Raw genomic sequence first — 16,285 nt, 5'->3', positions numbered from 1 at the left:
GTATTTTAAAATCCCAAAAGCCTTTCGACCCCAATTATGTGATCGCTACCTCTTGACAGGTCAAGACAGTATCTACAGGTTTTTTTGAAGATTTTACCAAGAATTTGACCATCTATGTAGGGGGGTTCACGCCTGATATTTACAACCCCTCGACAAACGATCAAAACCCGCTCCCACCTCACTATAAACGGCAGACTTGTATAGATTTTGGCTAAACACGCCTCTATAATATGTTATGGTTTTTTCTGGCAGTTCTACTTAACTAAAAGTATATGAAAATTGTTTTTTTTGGCACTCCCGATTTTGCTGTTCCTACTTTATCCAGTTTGCTAAGTCACCCAGAATTTGAGGTTGTGGGTGTGGTGACTCAGCCGGACAAACGTCGGGGAAGAGGGAATCAATTGATGCCTTCACCTGTAAAAGATGTGGCTTTAAATCACAGTCTCCCGGTTTGGCAGCCGCGCCGAATTAAGAAGGATGCGGAAACGCTTGCTAAGTTGCGGGAAGCGGAGGCGGATGTGTTTGTGGTGGTGGCTTACGGTCAAATTCTTTCTCAAGAAATTCTGGATATTCCTAGTTTGGCTTGCGTTAACGTTCACGGTTCAATTTTGCCGAAGTATCGCGGTGCAGCACCGATTCAGCGCTGTCTTTTTGACGGGGAAAAGACAACAGGAATTACTACTATGCTGATGGATGCTGGGATGGATACTGGGGCGATGCTATTAAAGGCTTTTGCTGGTATTTCGCTGTTGGATAATGCTGATTCTTTGGCGGATAGGTTGGCGGAAGTTGGGGCGGATTTGTTGATAGAAACTTTGGTGAAATTGAGGGACGATAAAATTGAAGCTGTTGTTCAAGATGATGCTGAGGCGACTTATGCGCCGATGATTAAGAGTGCAGATTATGTGCTGGATTGGTCGAAAAGTGCGATCGCCCTTCACAATCAAGTTAGGGGCTTTTTCCCGGATTGCACGACGACTTTTCGCGGCAATTCTCTGAAGGTGATAGCTACTGTGCCCGTCGGGCCGGAATATTGGCTGCAATTACCGCCAGATTTGAGAGTTTTGGAACGCGAATGGCCTGTTTTGGATCAGTTATCGGGCGCAAATGGGGAAGTTGTTAAGGTTGTGAAGGGTTTGGGGGCGATCGTCCAAACCGGTGATGGTTTATTATTGTTGCGGGAGGTGCAGTTAGCGGGGAAAAAGGTGCAGTCTGGGGTGGATTTTGCCAACGGAACCCGGTTGGCGGCGGGCGAGATTTTTGGGAGTTAAATAGTATATTTAGGGCGGGCAAGATACCCACCCTACAATATTTGGAAGCAAAATCATCCTGTAATTATATGCGCGATTGGTGACTTAAAATTCCACCAAAACTTCCTCCGTATTGCCCAACAAACCTTGTGCCGCCTCTAACATACTCTCAGCAACATCTTTCAAATCTTCGCGACTTGCCAGATAAGTTTTCAAAGCTTCTAACGGTTCTATACTATTATTAGCATTCAATTCTGGCAACCGCGGCCTTGCTAACTGACTGACTAATTCCGGTTGAATGGTGTAGCTGTGCGCTGCGCCGAGAAGTGCGTGCAATTCTCCGTTGTCGATTAAATCTAATTGTTCCGATCGCAATTGGTAAATTAATCTCACAACCGCGTCTTCGATCTGCTTCTTCCCAATAGCTTTAACTAACTCGGCTTGCGGGTTTTCCGATTCGGAAACATTCACTTTAATAGTCTGAAACACCCGCACTGGCAAAGGGCAAAATTCCCACTCAGCTTTTCCCCGTTCCAAATTAACTAACACAAAACCTTTATCTTCTTTCTCTTCGCTAAAATCAACTCGTTCGATACTTCCCGGATAAATTACGGGCGGATTGTTGGAAGCGTTGAGATTTTGGTGTTTGTGAACGTGCCCGAGAGCAACGTAATCAAAACAAGGGCGAGTTAGCATGGAAACGGGTATGTTAAAACCTTTGCCAACTGCTAAAAAACGTTCGGCGCCCAGACTTGCTTTATCTGCCATTAAGTGCGCTAAAAGTACGGTTGGTATCTCGGGGTTGAGGCGGCGAATTTCGCCTTCCATTGCGATCGTCAGTTTTTCGGTTAATAATTGGTTAACATCGCCCATAGACAGGCTTTCAGTCTCGGCTCGCGTCATTAAGGTCGATCGAGTCAACCAAGGCAAAGTTACCACCTGTACGGGCCCGCTGCGGGTTTGAATCAGGTGAGTGTCTAGGCGATCGCCTACAATAAACTTAGGTATCCCCAAAGTCCGGTAAATCCCCAAACTCGCGCCACCTTGTCCCTGAGAATGTTGGTCGTGATTTCCTACTAGCAAAACCGTCGGAATTTGGGCCTCAACCAAGCGGCTGAATTGGCGAGCAAAAGCCTCTTTCACAAACGGTGGAGGCGTCGAATCCGGGAAAGCATCGCCGCCGAATATAACTAAATCTACGGGTTCAGAAATTGCTCTATCCATACATTTGCTCAGCGTCGCCGCGAAGTCTTCCAGCCGCGTATTTAAACCGGTTTCTGGATTAATCCGGCCGTGAGAAAAGCCGCTGCCCATGTGAATGTCTGAAAGGTGTAAGATTTTAATCATTGTTTTTTCTATTTGTTAGTTATCGTTTCGGTTCCTAGTGAGGACTTCAGTCCTCAGAAGAAGGATTTGCATTCCTGACTGCGAACCAAAGAAAGTTTTTTTTCATAGATCACAATATGATGCCGGGTACTTTTTGATAAACTTGTGCGATCGGGCAGCGAAAATCTATACTCATTAACTCTAACTCATCTCCTTGTCGGTAAGTCTGAGAAACCCAATTTGCCTCAGCATTGAGTCGAAAACACTCTATTTTAATCTCAGATTGAGTGATGAGTACGTATTCTGCCAAACTCGGAGAAGTTTGGTAATCTGCAAATTTATCACCTCGGTCAAAAGCTGCTGTTGAAGGCGACAATACCTCAACTACTAAAAATGGATATAAAATGAAATCTTCAGTAGTTGAGGTATCCCTTTCGTCGCAAGTCACCGCTACATCAGGATAGTAATAGCAATTTGCCTCTTCCAGTCGGACTTTAATATCTGATGACAGAACTAAGCATGGCGTATTCAGGAGATGATTTCCCAGCAGCCGAACTAAATTACTGCCAATAATAATGTGAGGCTTTTTTGCCCCTGTCATAGCATAAACGTGTCCGCGTCTGTATTCGTGTTTGATCGGGCTTACTCGCTCGCCTTCTAGGTATTCTTCTGGAGAAATGTAGAAATTGTTTTTGCTGATAACCATTGATTTTTACTCCGCTGAGTTTATCTGATACTATGTGTTGGAACTCAAATATTCGGGGGAAGGAAACGGCAGTGCCGTTTCCCTACAAATTTAACAAAACTCCAGAAATCGGGCGTGCCACAGTTTGCCGCTTTCTGTCAAACCCTGCGATCGCACTTTAATTTTGACACTTTTGGGGTTAGCCTCGTAGAGTCGGGCAATTTCCTGCATTTCCTCTCCGCTAAACCCGGTTCCCACGGTTCCTACGGGGACTAATTGGCCATCAATTTCTTGCGCTACTTTGACGGCACTAAACGGCCGCCCCGCAACTTTTGTCGCCGTCAAACCCACAATAAACAAATCGTGTTCTTGACAGTATTTAGTCCTCACCATCGGATATTTCTTAACATCTTTTCCGCCGACATAGTGACAGTGGTGCAACACCCAAACTTCGCCTTCTTTATTTTCAGATTCCTGCTGATTTGCCAGTACGAGTTTTTCGGTGGTGGTGCGAAATGTCGGTACAACTTCAAAGGCTGGGGATAAATTTGCCAGCATTTCGCCAACTTCAACTCCCGCTGCAATCCGTTCGGATTCTGCCACGGTAGTTAAATCATTGCCTTTGAAAAACAAACTTTTAAAAATAGCATAAATTGCGTTGGGCTGGGTTGTAGGAAAGCCACTTTCAATATTAACAGTAGCAGCTTGCGCGCCCGTGCGGTGTTCGCTACCCGTACAGCTTTTGTAATACAGTTCGCCGTCTAAAACAAAGGTGCCAATTTTAGCGGCTGTGTCGATTAATGTGCGATCGATCTCAACCGATGCCTGTTGCCGCAGGTTAGTCGATCGCGATTGGTAGTATACTTTATCTGGCGTCGCGATGACAACTACTCGATTGCCGTCGCGCTTTGGCTGTCCCCAATAATCGGGGTTTTCGATGTAATAAGAACGTTCACTCGGCGCGTCCACCGGCTGCATCGTGACAATTTTTCCCGGCTGTAAGTGCGGCGGCAATTCGGGAATTACGGGGTTATTAACAGTCTCTATTTTGGCAGCGGTAGTTGATTTTGCAGCAGCAGCAAGATTGGTGCTGGATTTGTTTGGAGGAGTCAGGGCGATCGGCTTTTCTGGGCTTTCTAATTCAAACGCTCTTTTCCAAAAGCCGATCGCCATTTCCGGGTATCCTTCCGACTCCGCGCACAGTGCAAAACCAATAACTTTTGCCGTACCAATTCCGCGCCCATAATCAGCCAAATACTGCACTGCCCCCGCTTCTCCCATCAAGTGCAATCCTCGCGTCACGATGCGATTGTTCCAGCGTTCTCGAATGTCGGCGCTAATTTTTTTAGCTGCTTTTCGCTTGGCTTCTGCGTATTCGGTGCAGTCCATACTGCCTCCTTTATGTAGGGCTATTTATATACTATACTAATGATTGATTTATTAGTCAAGTTGAATTTAACAATTAGGTGGTGTGAAGAAATTTAACTCTCTCATTTGTGAACTAGATTTATTTTTTAACCGCAGAGGCGCAGAGGGCACAGAGGAAGAGAAGAAAGAGAGGTACGGGGTTGTAGTGTTTTGATTGTCAAGCGCGGTAATCTGTTCGCTGCCAATGCTAAGATAACTTCGATCGCGTATTGCGACCAATAAAGCCGTGAGTTGCGTCTTACTCGCGTTGAGTTCGCCCACTGGCGATCGCAGGTTTGAGAATTTAAGATCGAGTTTAATCTTACTGTTATGATGCGATTGATTTTGTACAGCAAACCCGGATGCCACTTGTGCGAAGGGTTGCAAGAAAAACTCGAACAGATTGAAAGCCTCAAGTTTCAACTCGAGGTCAGAGATATTACCGAACGCGATGACTGGTTTCAAGCTTATCAGTACGAAGTTCCAGTTTTGTTTAAAGTGCAGCCCCAGCCCCAAAATTTTGTTGGCGAGTCTGCATTCTCCGCTGAAGAACTGTTACCCCGCCCTTCTCCCCGCTGTAGCGTCGCCCAATTGGAGCAAATGTTACAGAAATATTTGCAAATGGATCGGTCAAAATAATACGATTTACCCAAAAACTCAGGTTTTAATCCTGACCTCGGGGTGCTCGGTGTGCAGCTTACTCTAGGTAGAGAGATTTTACGGCGCGCATATAAAAATCCCTAGGGTTTGCACCGCGCACAGCAAAAACCTGTAGATAGTGGCTCAAACAATGTGTTCCGCCAGTCATATTCAAGACATTCAAGCGAGGAGTTTTTCAGATGAAATTGAGAGAATTATTAGCAGCAGTTCCCAGCATTTCCTTTGACGCGCAACATCCCGCCCTCGATGCCGAAGTCAAGGGTTTATCCACTAATTCCCACGCTTGTCAGGCGGGCGATTTATTTTTGGGAATGCCGGGAACTCGGGTAGATGGGGGAGATTTTTGGCAAAGTGCGATCGAATCTGGTGCACTTGCCGCCATAATTTCCACCCAAGCAGCCGAGAAAACACCCCCCCAACCCCCCCTTGCTAAGGGGGGGCTAGAAGATGCTCCCTGCGTCATCGCAGCAGCGGATATGGCTCAAGTTTGCGGTCAAATCGCAACTGCTTTTTACGGCAATCCAGCGAGCAAATTAAAACTTGTCGGCGTTACCGGGACTAACGGCAAAACTACAACAACTCATTTAATCGAATTTCTGCTTAATCAAATGCAGTTGCCGACGGCGATTTTCGGCACGCTTTACACTCGGTGGCCGGGCTTCCAACAAACTGCACTTTACACCACACCTTTTGCAGTTGACCTGCAAAAGCAATTAGCAGAAGCTGTAGCAGCCGGATGCAAACACGGGGTGATGGAAGTCAGTTCCCACGCTTTAGCGCAGCAGCGAGTTTTAGGCTGTAGTTTTGAAGTTGCTGTCTTTACAAACTTGACTCAAGATCATCTAGATTATCACCGTGATATGGAAGATTATTTTGAGGCTAAATCGCTTTTATTCGGTTCTAATTACCTCGCAAATCGCGCTGTAATTAATGTTGACGACCCCTACGGCCAGCGGATAGTTGAAACCCTCAAATCTGACCGAGTTTGGAGTTACAGCACTGTTCACCAAACGGCAGATTTGTATGCTTTTGATTTGCAATATCAGCCCAACGGAGTTAAGGGAATGCTGCACACTCCCAAGGGCGAAACTGCTTTTTCTTTGCCTTTAGTCGGTCAGTTCAATTTATCAAATATGCTGGCTGCTGTCGGTGCTGTTTTGGAATTGGGTTTAGATTTGTCCGCAATTGTGGAGAAATTATCTCAGTTTTCGGGAGTACCGGGACGGATGGAACGGGTGCAAATTAGCCCCGACCAAGATATTAGCGTTATTGTCGATTACGCGCACACTCCAGACAGTTTGGAGAACTTGCTGAAAGCGTCGCGGCCGTTTATTCCGGGTCAGATGATTTGCGTGTTTGGCTGCGGTGGCGATCGCGATCGCACGAAACGCCCGATCATGGGTAAAATCGTTGCAGAATTAGCCGATCTAGCTGTTGTTACTTCCGACAACCCGCGCACGGAAAATCCCGATCGCATTTTGGAGGATATTTTAGCAGGAATTCCCGCCGCAGTAAAGCCGATGGTTTTGTCCGATCGAGCCGCTGCAATTCGCACTGCTATTATGGAGGCTAAACCGGGAGATGGCGTGCTGATTGCAGGAAAGGGACACGAAGATTATCAGATTTTGGGCACCGAAAAAGTCCATTTTGACGATCGAGAACAAGCGCGAGATGCCTTGAAAGCCAGAATGAATTCGGTTAACTGAATTCGGTTAACTGTTAAGGGTTAAGCGAAGTCGGTTAACCCTTAACAGTTAGGTGTTCGCAGGCTGAGAAATTTGTTATGTTTTTAAGTATTAATACGAAAGAAGAATCTGAGTTGCACTAGATTATAATAGTAATATCCAATATTTTTATAAAAAATTCTTGCTATGATAGAACTAACTGGGTATCAAATTCTCGATAGAATTTACTCAGGCACTCGCACCCTAGTTTATCGCGGCTCTCGCCTCTGCGACAAAAAATCTGTCATCATCAAAGTATTGCGGAACGAGTATCCCAAATTTAGCGAACTCTTGCAATTTCGCAATCAATACACGATCGCCAAAAACCTGAATTTGCCCGGAATCATCCAAACCTACAGCTTGGAAGCCTACCGGAACGGCTATGCGCTGATTGTGGAAGACTTCGGGGGCATTTCTCTGAACCAATGGACAGGGACAGGAAAAACGGTACAATCTCTGGTGGATTTTTTCCAAATAGCGATCGACCTAAGCAATACATTAGATATACTTTACCGCCACCGCATCATTCACAAAGATATTAAACCAGCCAATATTTTAATTAATCCTGAGACTAAACAAGTCAAACTCATTGACTTTAGTATTGCATCTTTGCTACCGCGAGAAACTCAAATGGTGATGAGTCCCAACGTGCTAGAAGGGACACTAAGCTATTTGTCTCCTGAACAAACAGGAAGGATGAATCGCGGCATTGACTACCGCACAGATTTTTATTCTTTGGGTGTCAGTTTTTATGAATTGCTGACGGGAGAGTTGCCGTTTCAATCTAACGATCCGATGGAATTGGTACACTCTCATATTGCCAAACAACCGCCGCCCCTTAACGAAAACACAAGGGAAGGAATTCCCCAAGTTCTGTGGGACATCGTGATGAAATTGATGGCGAAGAATGCCGAAGACCGTTATCAGAGTGCTTTGGGGCTGAAATTTGATTTAGAATTTTGTTTGCGTCAATTAGAAGAAAGTGGTAAGATAGAAAGCTTTGCGATCGCGCAACGGGATGTTTGCGAGCGGTTCATCATACCAGAGAAACTCTACGGCAGAAAAAGCGAAGTTGCCCAATTATTGGCAGCGTTCGATCGCATCTCTGGTTGCGAGACTCTTTTTGGGAACCAGGGAAGGCGCGAGTTAATGCTCGTGGCGGGTTTTTCTGGCATTGGCAAAACTGCCATTGTTAACGAAGTTCACAAACCAATTGTCCGCCAGCGCGGCTACTTCATCAAAGGCAAGTTTGACCAATTTAATCGCAATATTCCCTTCTCAGCTTTTGTCCAAGCATTTCGAGAATTAATGGGTCAATTGCTGAGTGAAAGCGAGGCTCAATTAGCAGCTTGGAAAACCCAAATTTTAGCTGCGCTGGGTGACAGCGCGCAAGTAATTATTGAAGTAATTCCTGAACTAGAGCAAATTATCTCCCAACAGCAAACCGCAACAGAACTGTCTGAGACGGCGGCACAGAACCGCTTTAATTTACTATTTCAAAAATTCCTGCAAGTATTCACCACAAAAGAACATCCCTTAGTAATTTTCCTCGATGATTTGCAGTGGGCTGATGCGGCATCTTTGAAATTGATGCAGTTGTTGATGAGCGAGTCACACGGCAGATATCTATTATTAATAGGAGCTTATCGCGACAATGAAGTTTCTGCCGCTCATCCTTTGATGTTGGCGTTAGAGGAGATTGGGAAATCACAAGCTGCCATCAAAACGATTACATTAGCCCCTCTGACTGAAACGAGTTTAAATCAACTCGTTGCCGATACGCTTAGCTGTTCGCCCGAAATCGCACAACCATTAACTCAACTAATTTATCCAAAAACCAAAGGCAATCCATTTTTTAGCGTGCAATTCCTGAAAATGCTGCACGATGAGGGGCTGATTCAGTTTGACTTTGATGAGGGCAATTGGCAATGCGACATTGCCAAAGTAAAAGCATTAGCAGTGACGGATGATATCGTTGACTTTATGGCGTTGCAGTTGCAAAAATTGCCGCCAGCGACTCAGAAGGTCTTAAAGTTGGCGGCTTGTATTGGCAATCAATTTGATTTGGGTACTTTGGCCGTTGTTTCTGAGCAATTGGCAACGGAAACGGCGGCGGATTTGTGGAAGGCATTGCAAGAGGAGTTAATCCTGCCTGAAAGTGAAGTGTACAAGTTTTATATGGGGCAGGAAAAACAGGAACAGGCACAAAATTCCCAGGTGGTGAATTACAAGTTTCTCCACGATCGCGTCCAGCAAGCCGCCTATTCCCTGATTCCTGAAGACCAAAAACAATCCGTCCATTTGCACATTGGGCAATTGCTATTGGCTCGAACCTCAGCAGAGCAACTAGACGAGAGAATTTTTGCGATTGTCAGTCAATTTAATCTGGGCATCGATCGCATTGCAATTCAGGATCGGCGAGACCATGTAGCCAATCTCAATTTGATGGCTGCACGTAAAGCACGGCTTTCGGCTGCTTACCCAGCATCGGCTCAATACTGTGAGATAGGGCTGCAACTTTTAGCCACGGACAGTTCCGATCAATGGATCAGACAGCCCATTCTTACTTCAGAACTACACATTGAAGCTGCTAATTCAGCCTGTCTGATTGGCGCATTTGAGCGGGTAGATGCTTGCGTCGAGGCAGTTCTCCAACATACGTCCAACCCCCTAGAACAAGTTAAAGTCTTAGAAATCAAAATTCAATCCTTGATTGCCCGCAATCAATTATCAGAGGCGATTCAGGTGGCACGGGCAATCCTTCAAGAGTTGGATGTGGAGTTGCCAGAACATCCCACCCAAGAAATGGTAGCCCCTGCTCTCAATGCTATTGGCGATCGACTGATGAGTGTGGATGTGATGAATTCAGCAAAGATGAGCGATCCGCAGAAGCTGGCTGCAATGAATATTCTCAGCAGTATGGCTTCAGCAGCCTATATCGGTTCGCCAGCCCTCTATCCCTTGATTGTACTCAAACAAATTGAATTGTCACTTCAGTTTGGAAATGCGATCCAAACACCCTATGCTTATTCAACCTATGGACTAATTCTTTGTGCATATGGTGGGCAAATTGTAGCCGGAAATCATGCTGCTGATATCGCGATCGCCTTGATGGAAATGTTTAAAGCATCGAGTTTTAAAGCGAAAATTTTCAATTTAGTTTATCCATTTGTTCGCATTTGGCAGGAGCCGATGCACACTGTACTGATGCCTCTGCTGGAAGGCTATCAAGGGGGTTTGGAAACGGGAGATTTGGAGTTCGCGGCTTACTGTGCCTATAACCGCTGTCAACTCGCTTATGCTGCGGGAAATGAACTTCTACAACTGGGAGAAGAGATGCAAACCTATGCAGAGGCGATCGCCCAGCTCAAACAAACAACAGCTCTAAATTTTCAGCAAATTGTGCAACAGGCAGTCTTAAATTGGACAGGTGAAGCCGACGAACCCCAGAAACTGATTGGAGAAGCTTACGATGAAACGACGCGATTACCCCAGCATCAGTCAGCGGGAGATACTTACTCGATCGGGAGCGTCTATGCTCATAAATTGATTCTGGCTTACCATTTTGGGCAACCCCAGGAAGCTCTGGAGATAGCTCAAATTGCCGAGAAAACTATTGGTGGCATTATCGGAACTGTGTTCTATGGAGTCTTTTATTTCTATCATGCACTGACGTTACTCGCAAACACAAACACCTTGCCAATTAGTGAAGCGGTTACGAAGGATCTTGAGCAACTTACTAACTGGGCAACTCATGCACCCACGAACTTTGGCCACAAATGCGATTTAATTCGAGCCGAACAGCAACGAATTTTAGGTAACAAAGCAGAGGCGATCGACCTCTACGATGGCGCGATCTTCCTCGCTAAAGAAAACCAATTCCTCAACGAAGAAGCCTTAGCCAACGAACTCGCCGCTAAATTCTACCTCAATTGGGGCAAAGAAAAAGTTGCCGCAGGCTATATGCAGGAAGCCTACTATTGTTACGCCCGCTGGGGAGCAAAAGCAAAAACCGATGACCTAGAAAAACGTTATCCCGATTTGCTGCGCCCCATCTTACAACAGGCAGCCCAACCCGTCTCTATTTTAGAAACCCTATCCACCCTCACCAATTCAACCTACTCCTTTCATTCGAGCGCCCACCACACTAGCTCCAGTACCTCCATCAACCAGGCTCTAGATTTTTCTACCCTGCTGCAAATCTCCCAAGTCATCTCCAGCACGATCGACCTGGATGAGTTGTTGCAAATTGTGACCCAAACCATGTTACAAAACTCGGGAGCCGATCGCTGTACGCTGATGCTCTGCCAAGATCGACAATGCCAAGTGCAGGCGATGGCTACCGGGGAATACATTAGCCTGCAAACTGAAGCCTTAGAGAACAATCCTACCGTTCCGGTTAAATTAATCCACTATGTAAAAAACACCCTAGCAACAGTTGTCATCGATCAGCTCAAAACCGCTCTGCCTGTGATTGACGATTATTTAGAGTACCACCAACCACAGAGTTTGCTGGGTTTGCCAATTCTAAATCAGGGGAATTTGGTCGGCATTTTGTATCTAGAAAATCGGATAACCAGTGGAGTGTTTAGTCGCGATCGCGTCCTAGTGCTGAATTTTCTCTCTAGTCAAGCGGCGATCGCTCTGGAGAATGCCCGTCTCTATCACCAAGTGCAGCAGACTTTGAATGAACTTCAGCAAACTCAGATGCAAATGATCCAAAGTGAAAAGATGTCAGCATTAGGTAATCTAGTGGCAGGGGTTGCCCATGAAATTAACAACCCCGTTGGTTTTATTTCCGGGAACATTAATGAAGCTCATGCTGGAGTTCAAGACTTAATTGATTATTTGCGCCTCTATCAAGAAAAGTTTCCTCAACCGGAAGCAGAATTGATTGAGAAAGCAGAGCAAATAGATTTAGATTATCTAGTAGAAGATTTACCCAAAATGTTGAGTTCCATGAAAATAGGATGCGAGCGCATCAAAAACATCAGCACTTCCCTCCGCACTTTCTCTCGCGCCGATACGGCACATAAAGTTGAGGCTAATATCCACGAAGGACTCAATAGCACTTTGATGATTTTACGCCATCGCCTGAAAGCGAACGACAAGCATCCTGAAATTAAAATTATTAAAGACTACGGCAATGTTCCAAAAGTAAAATGTTATTTGGGACAATTAAACCAGGTATTTATGAATCTGTTGGCCAATGCGATAGATGCCTTAGAAGAATCCAATCAAGGACGTACTTTTGCCGAGATTCAAGCCAACCCCAATCAAATTACTATTCGGACAAAACTAGAAAGGGAAAATGTAAAAATTTCCATCGCCGATAACGGAAAGGGAATGTCTGAAGAGGTCAAAAATCGGATTTTTGACCATCTATTTACCACAAAAGACGTGGGCAAAGGAACTGGGTTAGGACTGGCGATCGCGCGTCAAATTGTAGAAGAAAAACACGGCGGTAAACTGACTTGTATTTCTTCACTGGGAAAAGGAACGGAGTTTGTCATTGAGATTTTAATTGGTTGAAGGTTAGTTGTCAGTTGTCCGTTGTCCGTTGTTAGTTGTTGACCTATATTATTAATCTCTCTCTCTTCTCTTCCTCTGCGTTCTCTGCGTCCTCTGCGGTTAAATCATTCCGATGCAACCGGAATTGATAGGACAACCGACAACTGACAACGAACAACTGACAACTGACTATTGCAGCGGCAAAAATACCGTCATCACCTCACCCTTTTGTGGCCGCTGGCGAATTACCAACTTCCCGCCAGCAGCCCGAAATAAATTCTTAGTCACGCTCAAATTTAAACTCAAACTTCCCGTCTCCGGCTGCACCATCAACAAAGGCCCGATCGATCGCAAAGGACCATTTGCCTTAGCGGCAAAAGTCGATGCGCCATTATCTTCAGGTAGGTGTTCCGATTCCAACTGCAACTTTAATTGATCGCCCGCCAATGTCACCTCCACCTGAATGCGACTCCCAGAGGGCAAAGTTCGAGTAAAATTCTCAATCAAATTAGTTAAAACCTGATCCAACATCGTCGGATCGCTGACTACCGCAGGCAACTTTTTCGGCACAATAACTTCCAAAGTGTGGTTTCGCACAGTCGCCTGTTTTTGCCAGCGAGGAATGCTATTTTGCAGCACTTCGCCTAGGGACATTGCTGTTAGCTGCACCCCAGAATTTTTAGCTTGCGACATTTCCAATTCCACGGCGCGGAAAATTAAACCGAAGCGATCGATCTGAGCGGTACACTCAGCATCAATCATTTCCAAACGCTTGATCACTACCGGATCGAGTTTGGGGCGCTTCAGCAGCAGCCGAGTCAGCGTGCGAATGGTAGCCAAAGGAGTGCGGACTTCGTGGGCGATCGCCTGTAGCAATTCCACCTCTTTAGTAGCGAGAGGAATTGCCGATTTGCAGTTGATATCTGTAGCCGATAACTTTTTATGCCTAGAGTTCAAACCATCATCAATTCTTTCATCCTTTACCCTGCCTGCTTCCTCTTTCCCAACTGGCAAATTATTCAACAGCAAGCGGCTGAACTGCATCACTGTTTGATAATTTGGAGCAACAGGCAAAAACTGCTGGAACAGCGCGTCTAATTTAGTAGAATTATTAGTTAATTGGCTAACTGGTAAATTGAAGCTGCCGTCAGAATTGGCAAGCAAACTGTCGCTTTCAGTCACCCTGCGCCGCAAAACCTCCCAAGCTTTGGCGACTACTTGCGGGTCGAAAGAAAATAGAAAAGCCGGAATTCCCGCAGAATTTTCACCCAAAACCATCACCAAGCTAAAACTAGCAGTTAAAACCAAACAAAACTGCTCGTTGGCTAAGGGATCGCCACTTGCCAAAGCCAAAGCCGGGGCCGCCGCAGGCACAGATATTTGCACCTCAGCCGCCGGCAGTAAAGCTAAAGTTTGTCTCGCCCGAAAAGACCACAAAGCTGCATCGTTGTCGGGCATACTGGTAAAAATCCAATTGGCAAAGCCCGAAGCCAAAGCGGGGTCAGTCAAAACGGAAGACGGGCCCGACAAAACCAATCCCTGACAGGAATTGGGGATTGTCGATCGACAATTTGCTCGATCGGCATCTGTTTTTTGTCCTGATTTTTGGCGATCGAGCATTTGATTCAAAGCTGCGATCGCTCCGTACCATTCCTGTTCAGCTTTCAGCCGAGAAGCCCCACGGCTTGCAGGACACCGATGGCGGTTGTTTTCTCCCGCCAACTTAGCATCAAAGAGACTCAGGTCATTTTCTTGGCCTTCGGAGGCTAAAATTTCGCTTATTGTCGGTAAAAAGTAAGTATTCACAGTTATAAACCCACCTTCGGAGGCATGAAGGGTGAAGTATTTATGTATAGGAAAGTTCAGGAGTTAGGAGTCAAGCACTAGCACGATCGAAAAATCCCGCATAATTTCTTGCACCTTCCTCCTAACTCACAGGATATCCACATTTGTCAACTAACGATATTGGCAGAACCGTACCAATAAGCCGCAATCTCCGCGCTTGGGGCGATATTTTGCACGATCGCCCTGACAAAAGTGCAAAATGAAGTAAGTTAAACACCGTGCTTTCCTTATGCCCACCTCGATCGCCGACTCGAAAAATCTGCTGTCAGACTTAATGGCACGCTACCGTCACCAAGTCGATTATCTGGCAATTCGACTGGAAGAAGCCGAAGGCACCGACATCCTGCTGCGGGGCGAAAAAATTGAAACCCTCAGCGAAGGAGTCTCAATTGGCGGCCAAGTCAGAGCTTGTCATAAAGGCGGCTGGGGCTTTGCCAGTTTTAACCGACTTTCCACCCTCGCCGAAAGAATCGAAGAAGCCATCGCCGCGGCCAAACTGATCGGCGAAGAAGAAACGATCCTGGCGCCAGTTACCCCAGTACAAGACATTTGCTTGCTGCCGCTGACAGGAACAGACCCCCGTCTGGTTCCCCTAATTGACAAAAAGCAATTGTGCGATCGCTACGCGGCGATTCTCCGCAGCATTGACCCCCGCATCGCCACAATCTCCGTGCGCTACGGCGACAGCACCCAGCGGATAATCCTCGCCACCTCCGAAGGCACCATGCTCGAACAAGGTTGGGCAGACATGGAAATGCGCTTTGCCGCCACCGCCCGCAGCGGGGAAACCGTACAAACCGGCCGCGAAACCACTGGTTCCCGCAAAGCTTACGAAGACTTAACCGATCTCGATGTTCAAGTTCGCAGCGCCGCCCAGAGAGCCGTAGATTCCCTAGCCTTACCCCCCGTCCAAGGCAACACTTACACCGTCGTCATCGACCCGATTTTGACCGGATTATTCGTCCACGAAGCCTTCGGACACCTTTCCGAAGCCGACATGGCCTACGAAAATCCCGACATTTTGGAAATTATGACCCTCGGCCGCCAGTTCGGCCCCAAAAACTTGCAAATTTTCGACGGTGCAGCGCCAGAGGGACACCGGGGCAGCTATTTCTACGACGATGAAGGCACTCCGGCGACTACTACTCAGTTAATTAAAGACGGCGCTTTAGTCGGGCGGCTGCACTCGCGGGAAACTGCGGGCAAGTTGGGAGAAACGCCTACTGGCAATGCTCGCTGTTTGAATTATCATTATCCGCCGATCGTCCGCATGACGAATACTTGGATCGAACGGGGTGACACGCCAGTTGCTGACTTATTTTCTGGTATCAAAGAAGGAGTTTATGCGCGCAATTGGCAAGGCGGCATGACTAACGGCGAAATGTTTACTTTTAGTGCCGGCGAAGCTTGGATGATCCGTGACGGAAAACTCGACAATCCGGTGCGGGATGTTACCCTTTCGGGTAATGTTTTCAGCACTTTAGCCGATATTGAGGCGATCGGCGACGATTTCTACTGGGATGAATCCGGCGGCTGCGGCAAGGCAGGACAAAGCGGTTTGCCCGTGGGCTGCGGCGGCCCGAGTTTGCGGATTCGCGATGTCGTTGTTGGTGGCGAAGCTGCGGAAGAAGATTAAAGCTTCAAAAGTTTAAAAAATAAAGGTAAAGCGCCAGATTCCTACTCGCGCTTTACCTTTATTTTTTGAGTGCAACATTTCGCGCCCGTTTGTGGTGTCTGATATTGTGACGAGATTGGCCAAAAAAACCGGAATAGCGAACAATTATGCCTTGAGTCGTCAACTATAGCAACCGCCAAGGCGGTTAAGCCCTAGACTGGAAGTATCCCTTAATCTTGCTCCGGCTGTGCCGGAGCGAAAC

The 16,285-nt window shown here is 46.5% G+C and carries 9 protein-coding genes; 5 read left to right on the top strand and 4 right to left on the bottom strand.

Translation table 11 applies throughout. The features are described 5' to 3' along the window. Positions 1–272 precede the first annotated feature (272 nt). Positions 273–1,271 (top strand): methionyl-tRNA formyltransferase, encoded by a 999-nt coding sequence (gene fmt / locus QUA71_RS27325; protein ID WP_333289933.1) that lies wholly within the window; start codon positions 273–275, stop codon positions 1,269–1,271. A gap of 84 nt (positions 1,272–1,355) precedes the next feature. Here the strand turns inward: fmt and QUA71_RS27320 are convergent, their stop codons facing one another. From QUA71_RS27320 to QUA71_RS27310, 3 genes are all read right to left on the bottom strand, one after another. Continuing rightward, complete coding sequence (locus QUA71_RS27320) at positions 1,356–2,597, bottom strand: exonuclease SbcCD subunit D (RefSeq protein ID WP_333289931.1); 1,242 nt, start codon at positions 2,595–2,597, stop codon at positions 1,356–1,358. 109 nt (positions 2,598–2,706) lie between these two features. Next, complete coding sequence (locus QUA71_RS27315; RefSeq protein WP_333289929.1) at positions 2,707–3,282, bottom strand: Uma2 family endonuclease; 576 nt, start codon at positions 3,280–3,282, stop codon at positions 2,707–2,709. A gap of 90 nt (positions 3,283–3,372) precedes the next feature. Continuing rightward, a complete protein-coding gene (locus QUA71_RS27310) occupies positions 3,373–4,650 on the bottom strand; it encodes an ATP-dependent DNA ligase (RefSeq protein ID WP_333289927.1) in 1,278 nt (425 codons plus the stop codon). A 351-nt stretch (positions 4,651–5,001) separates the two neighbouring features. Between QUA71_RS27310 and QUA71_RS27305 the strand changes: the two genes are divergently transcribed. The 3 genes from QUA71_RS27305 (at position 5,002) to QUA71_RS27295 (ending at position 12,584) form a co-directional block, all read left to right on the top strand. Further along, complete coding sequence (locus tag QUA71_RS27305) at positions 5,002–5,307, top strand: glutaredoxin family protein (RefSeq protein WP_333289935.1); 306 nt, start codon at positions 5,002–5,004, stop codon at positions 5,305–5,307. A gap of 200 nt (positions 5,308–5,507) precedes the next feature. Beyond that, complete coding sequence (locus QUA71_RS27300) at positions 5,508–7,034, top strand: UDP-N-acetylmuramoyl-L-alanyl-D-glutamate--2,6-diaminopimelate ligase (protein WP_333289926.1); 1,527 nt, start codon at positions 5,508–5,510, stop codon at positions 7,032–7,034. A 165-nt stretch (positions 7,035–7,199) separates the two neighbouring features. Then, positions 7,200–12,584 carry an AAA family ATPase gene (locus tag QUA71_RS27295; protein ID WP_333289924.1) on the top strand — a complete coding sequence of 1,795 codons (5,385 nt, stop codon included), beginning with the start codon at positions 7,200–7,202 and terminating at the stop codon, positions 12,582–12,584. A gap of 168 nt (positions 12,585–12,752) precedes the next feature. Here QUA71_RS27295 and QUA71_RS27290 read toward each other — a convergent pair whose 3' ends face one another. Continuing rightward, on the bottom strand, positions 12,753–14,369 hold the full coding sequence (locus QUA71_RS27290) for a HAMP domain-containing sensor histidine kinase (protein WP_333289922.1): 1,617 nt from the start codon (positions 14,367–14,369) through the stop codon (positions 12,753–12,755). Positions 14,370–14,637: 268 nt separating this feature from the next. Here QUA71_RS27290 and QUA71_RS27285 point away from each other — a divergent pair, with 268 nt between their 5' ends. Then, positions 14,638–16,044 (top strand): TldD/PmbA family protein, encoded by a 1,407-nt coding sequence (locus QUA71_RS27285; RefSeq protein WP_333223663.1) that lies wholly within the window; start codon positions 14,638–14,640, stop codon positions 16,042–16,044. Positions 16,045–16,285: the final 241 nt, after the last annotated feature.

Source organism: Microcoleus sp. MON1_C5, assembly GCF_036701875.1.
In the GTDB taxonomy this organism is placed as follows: domain Bacteria; phylum Cyanobacteriota; class Cyanobacteriia; order Cyanobacteriales; family Microcoleaceae; genus Microcoleus.
Note: the sequence above shows the minus strand (reverse complement) of the source record. Positions and strands in the feature narration are given on the sequence as shown.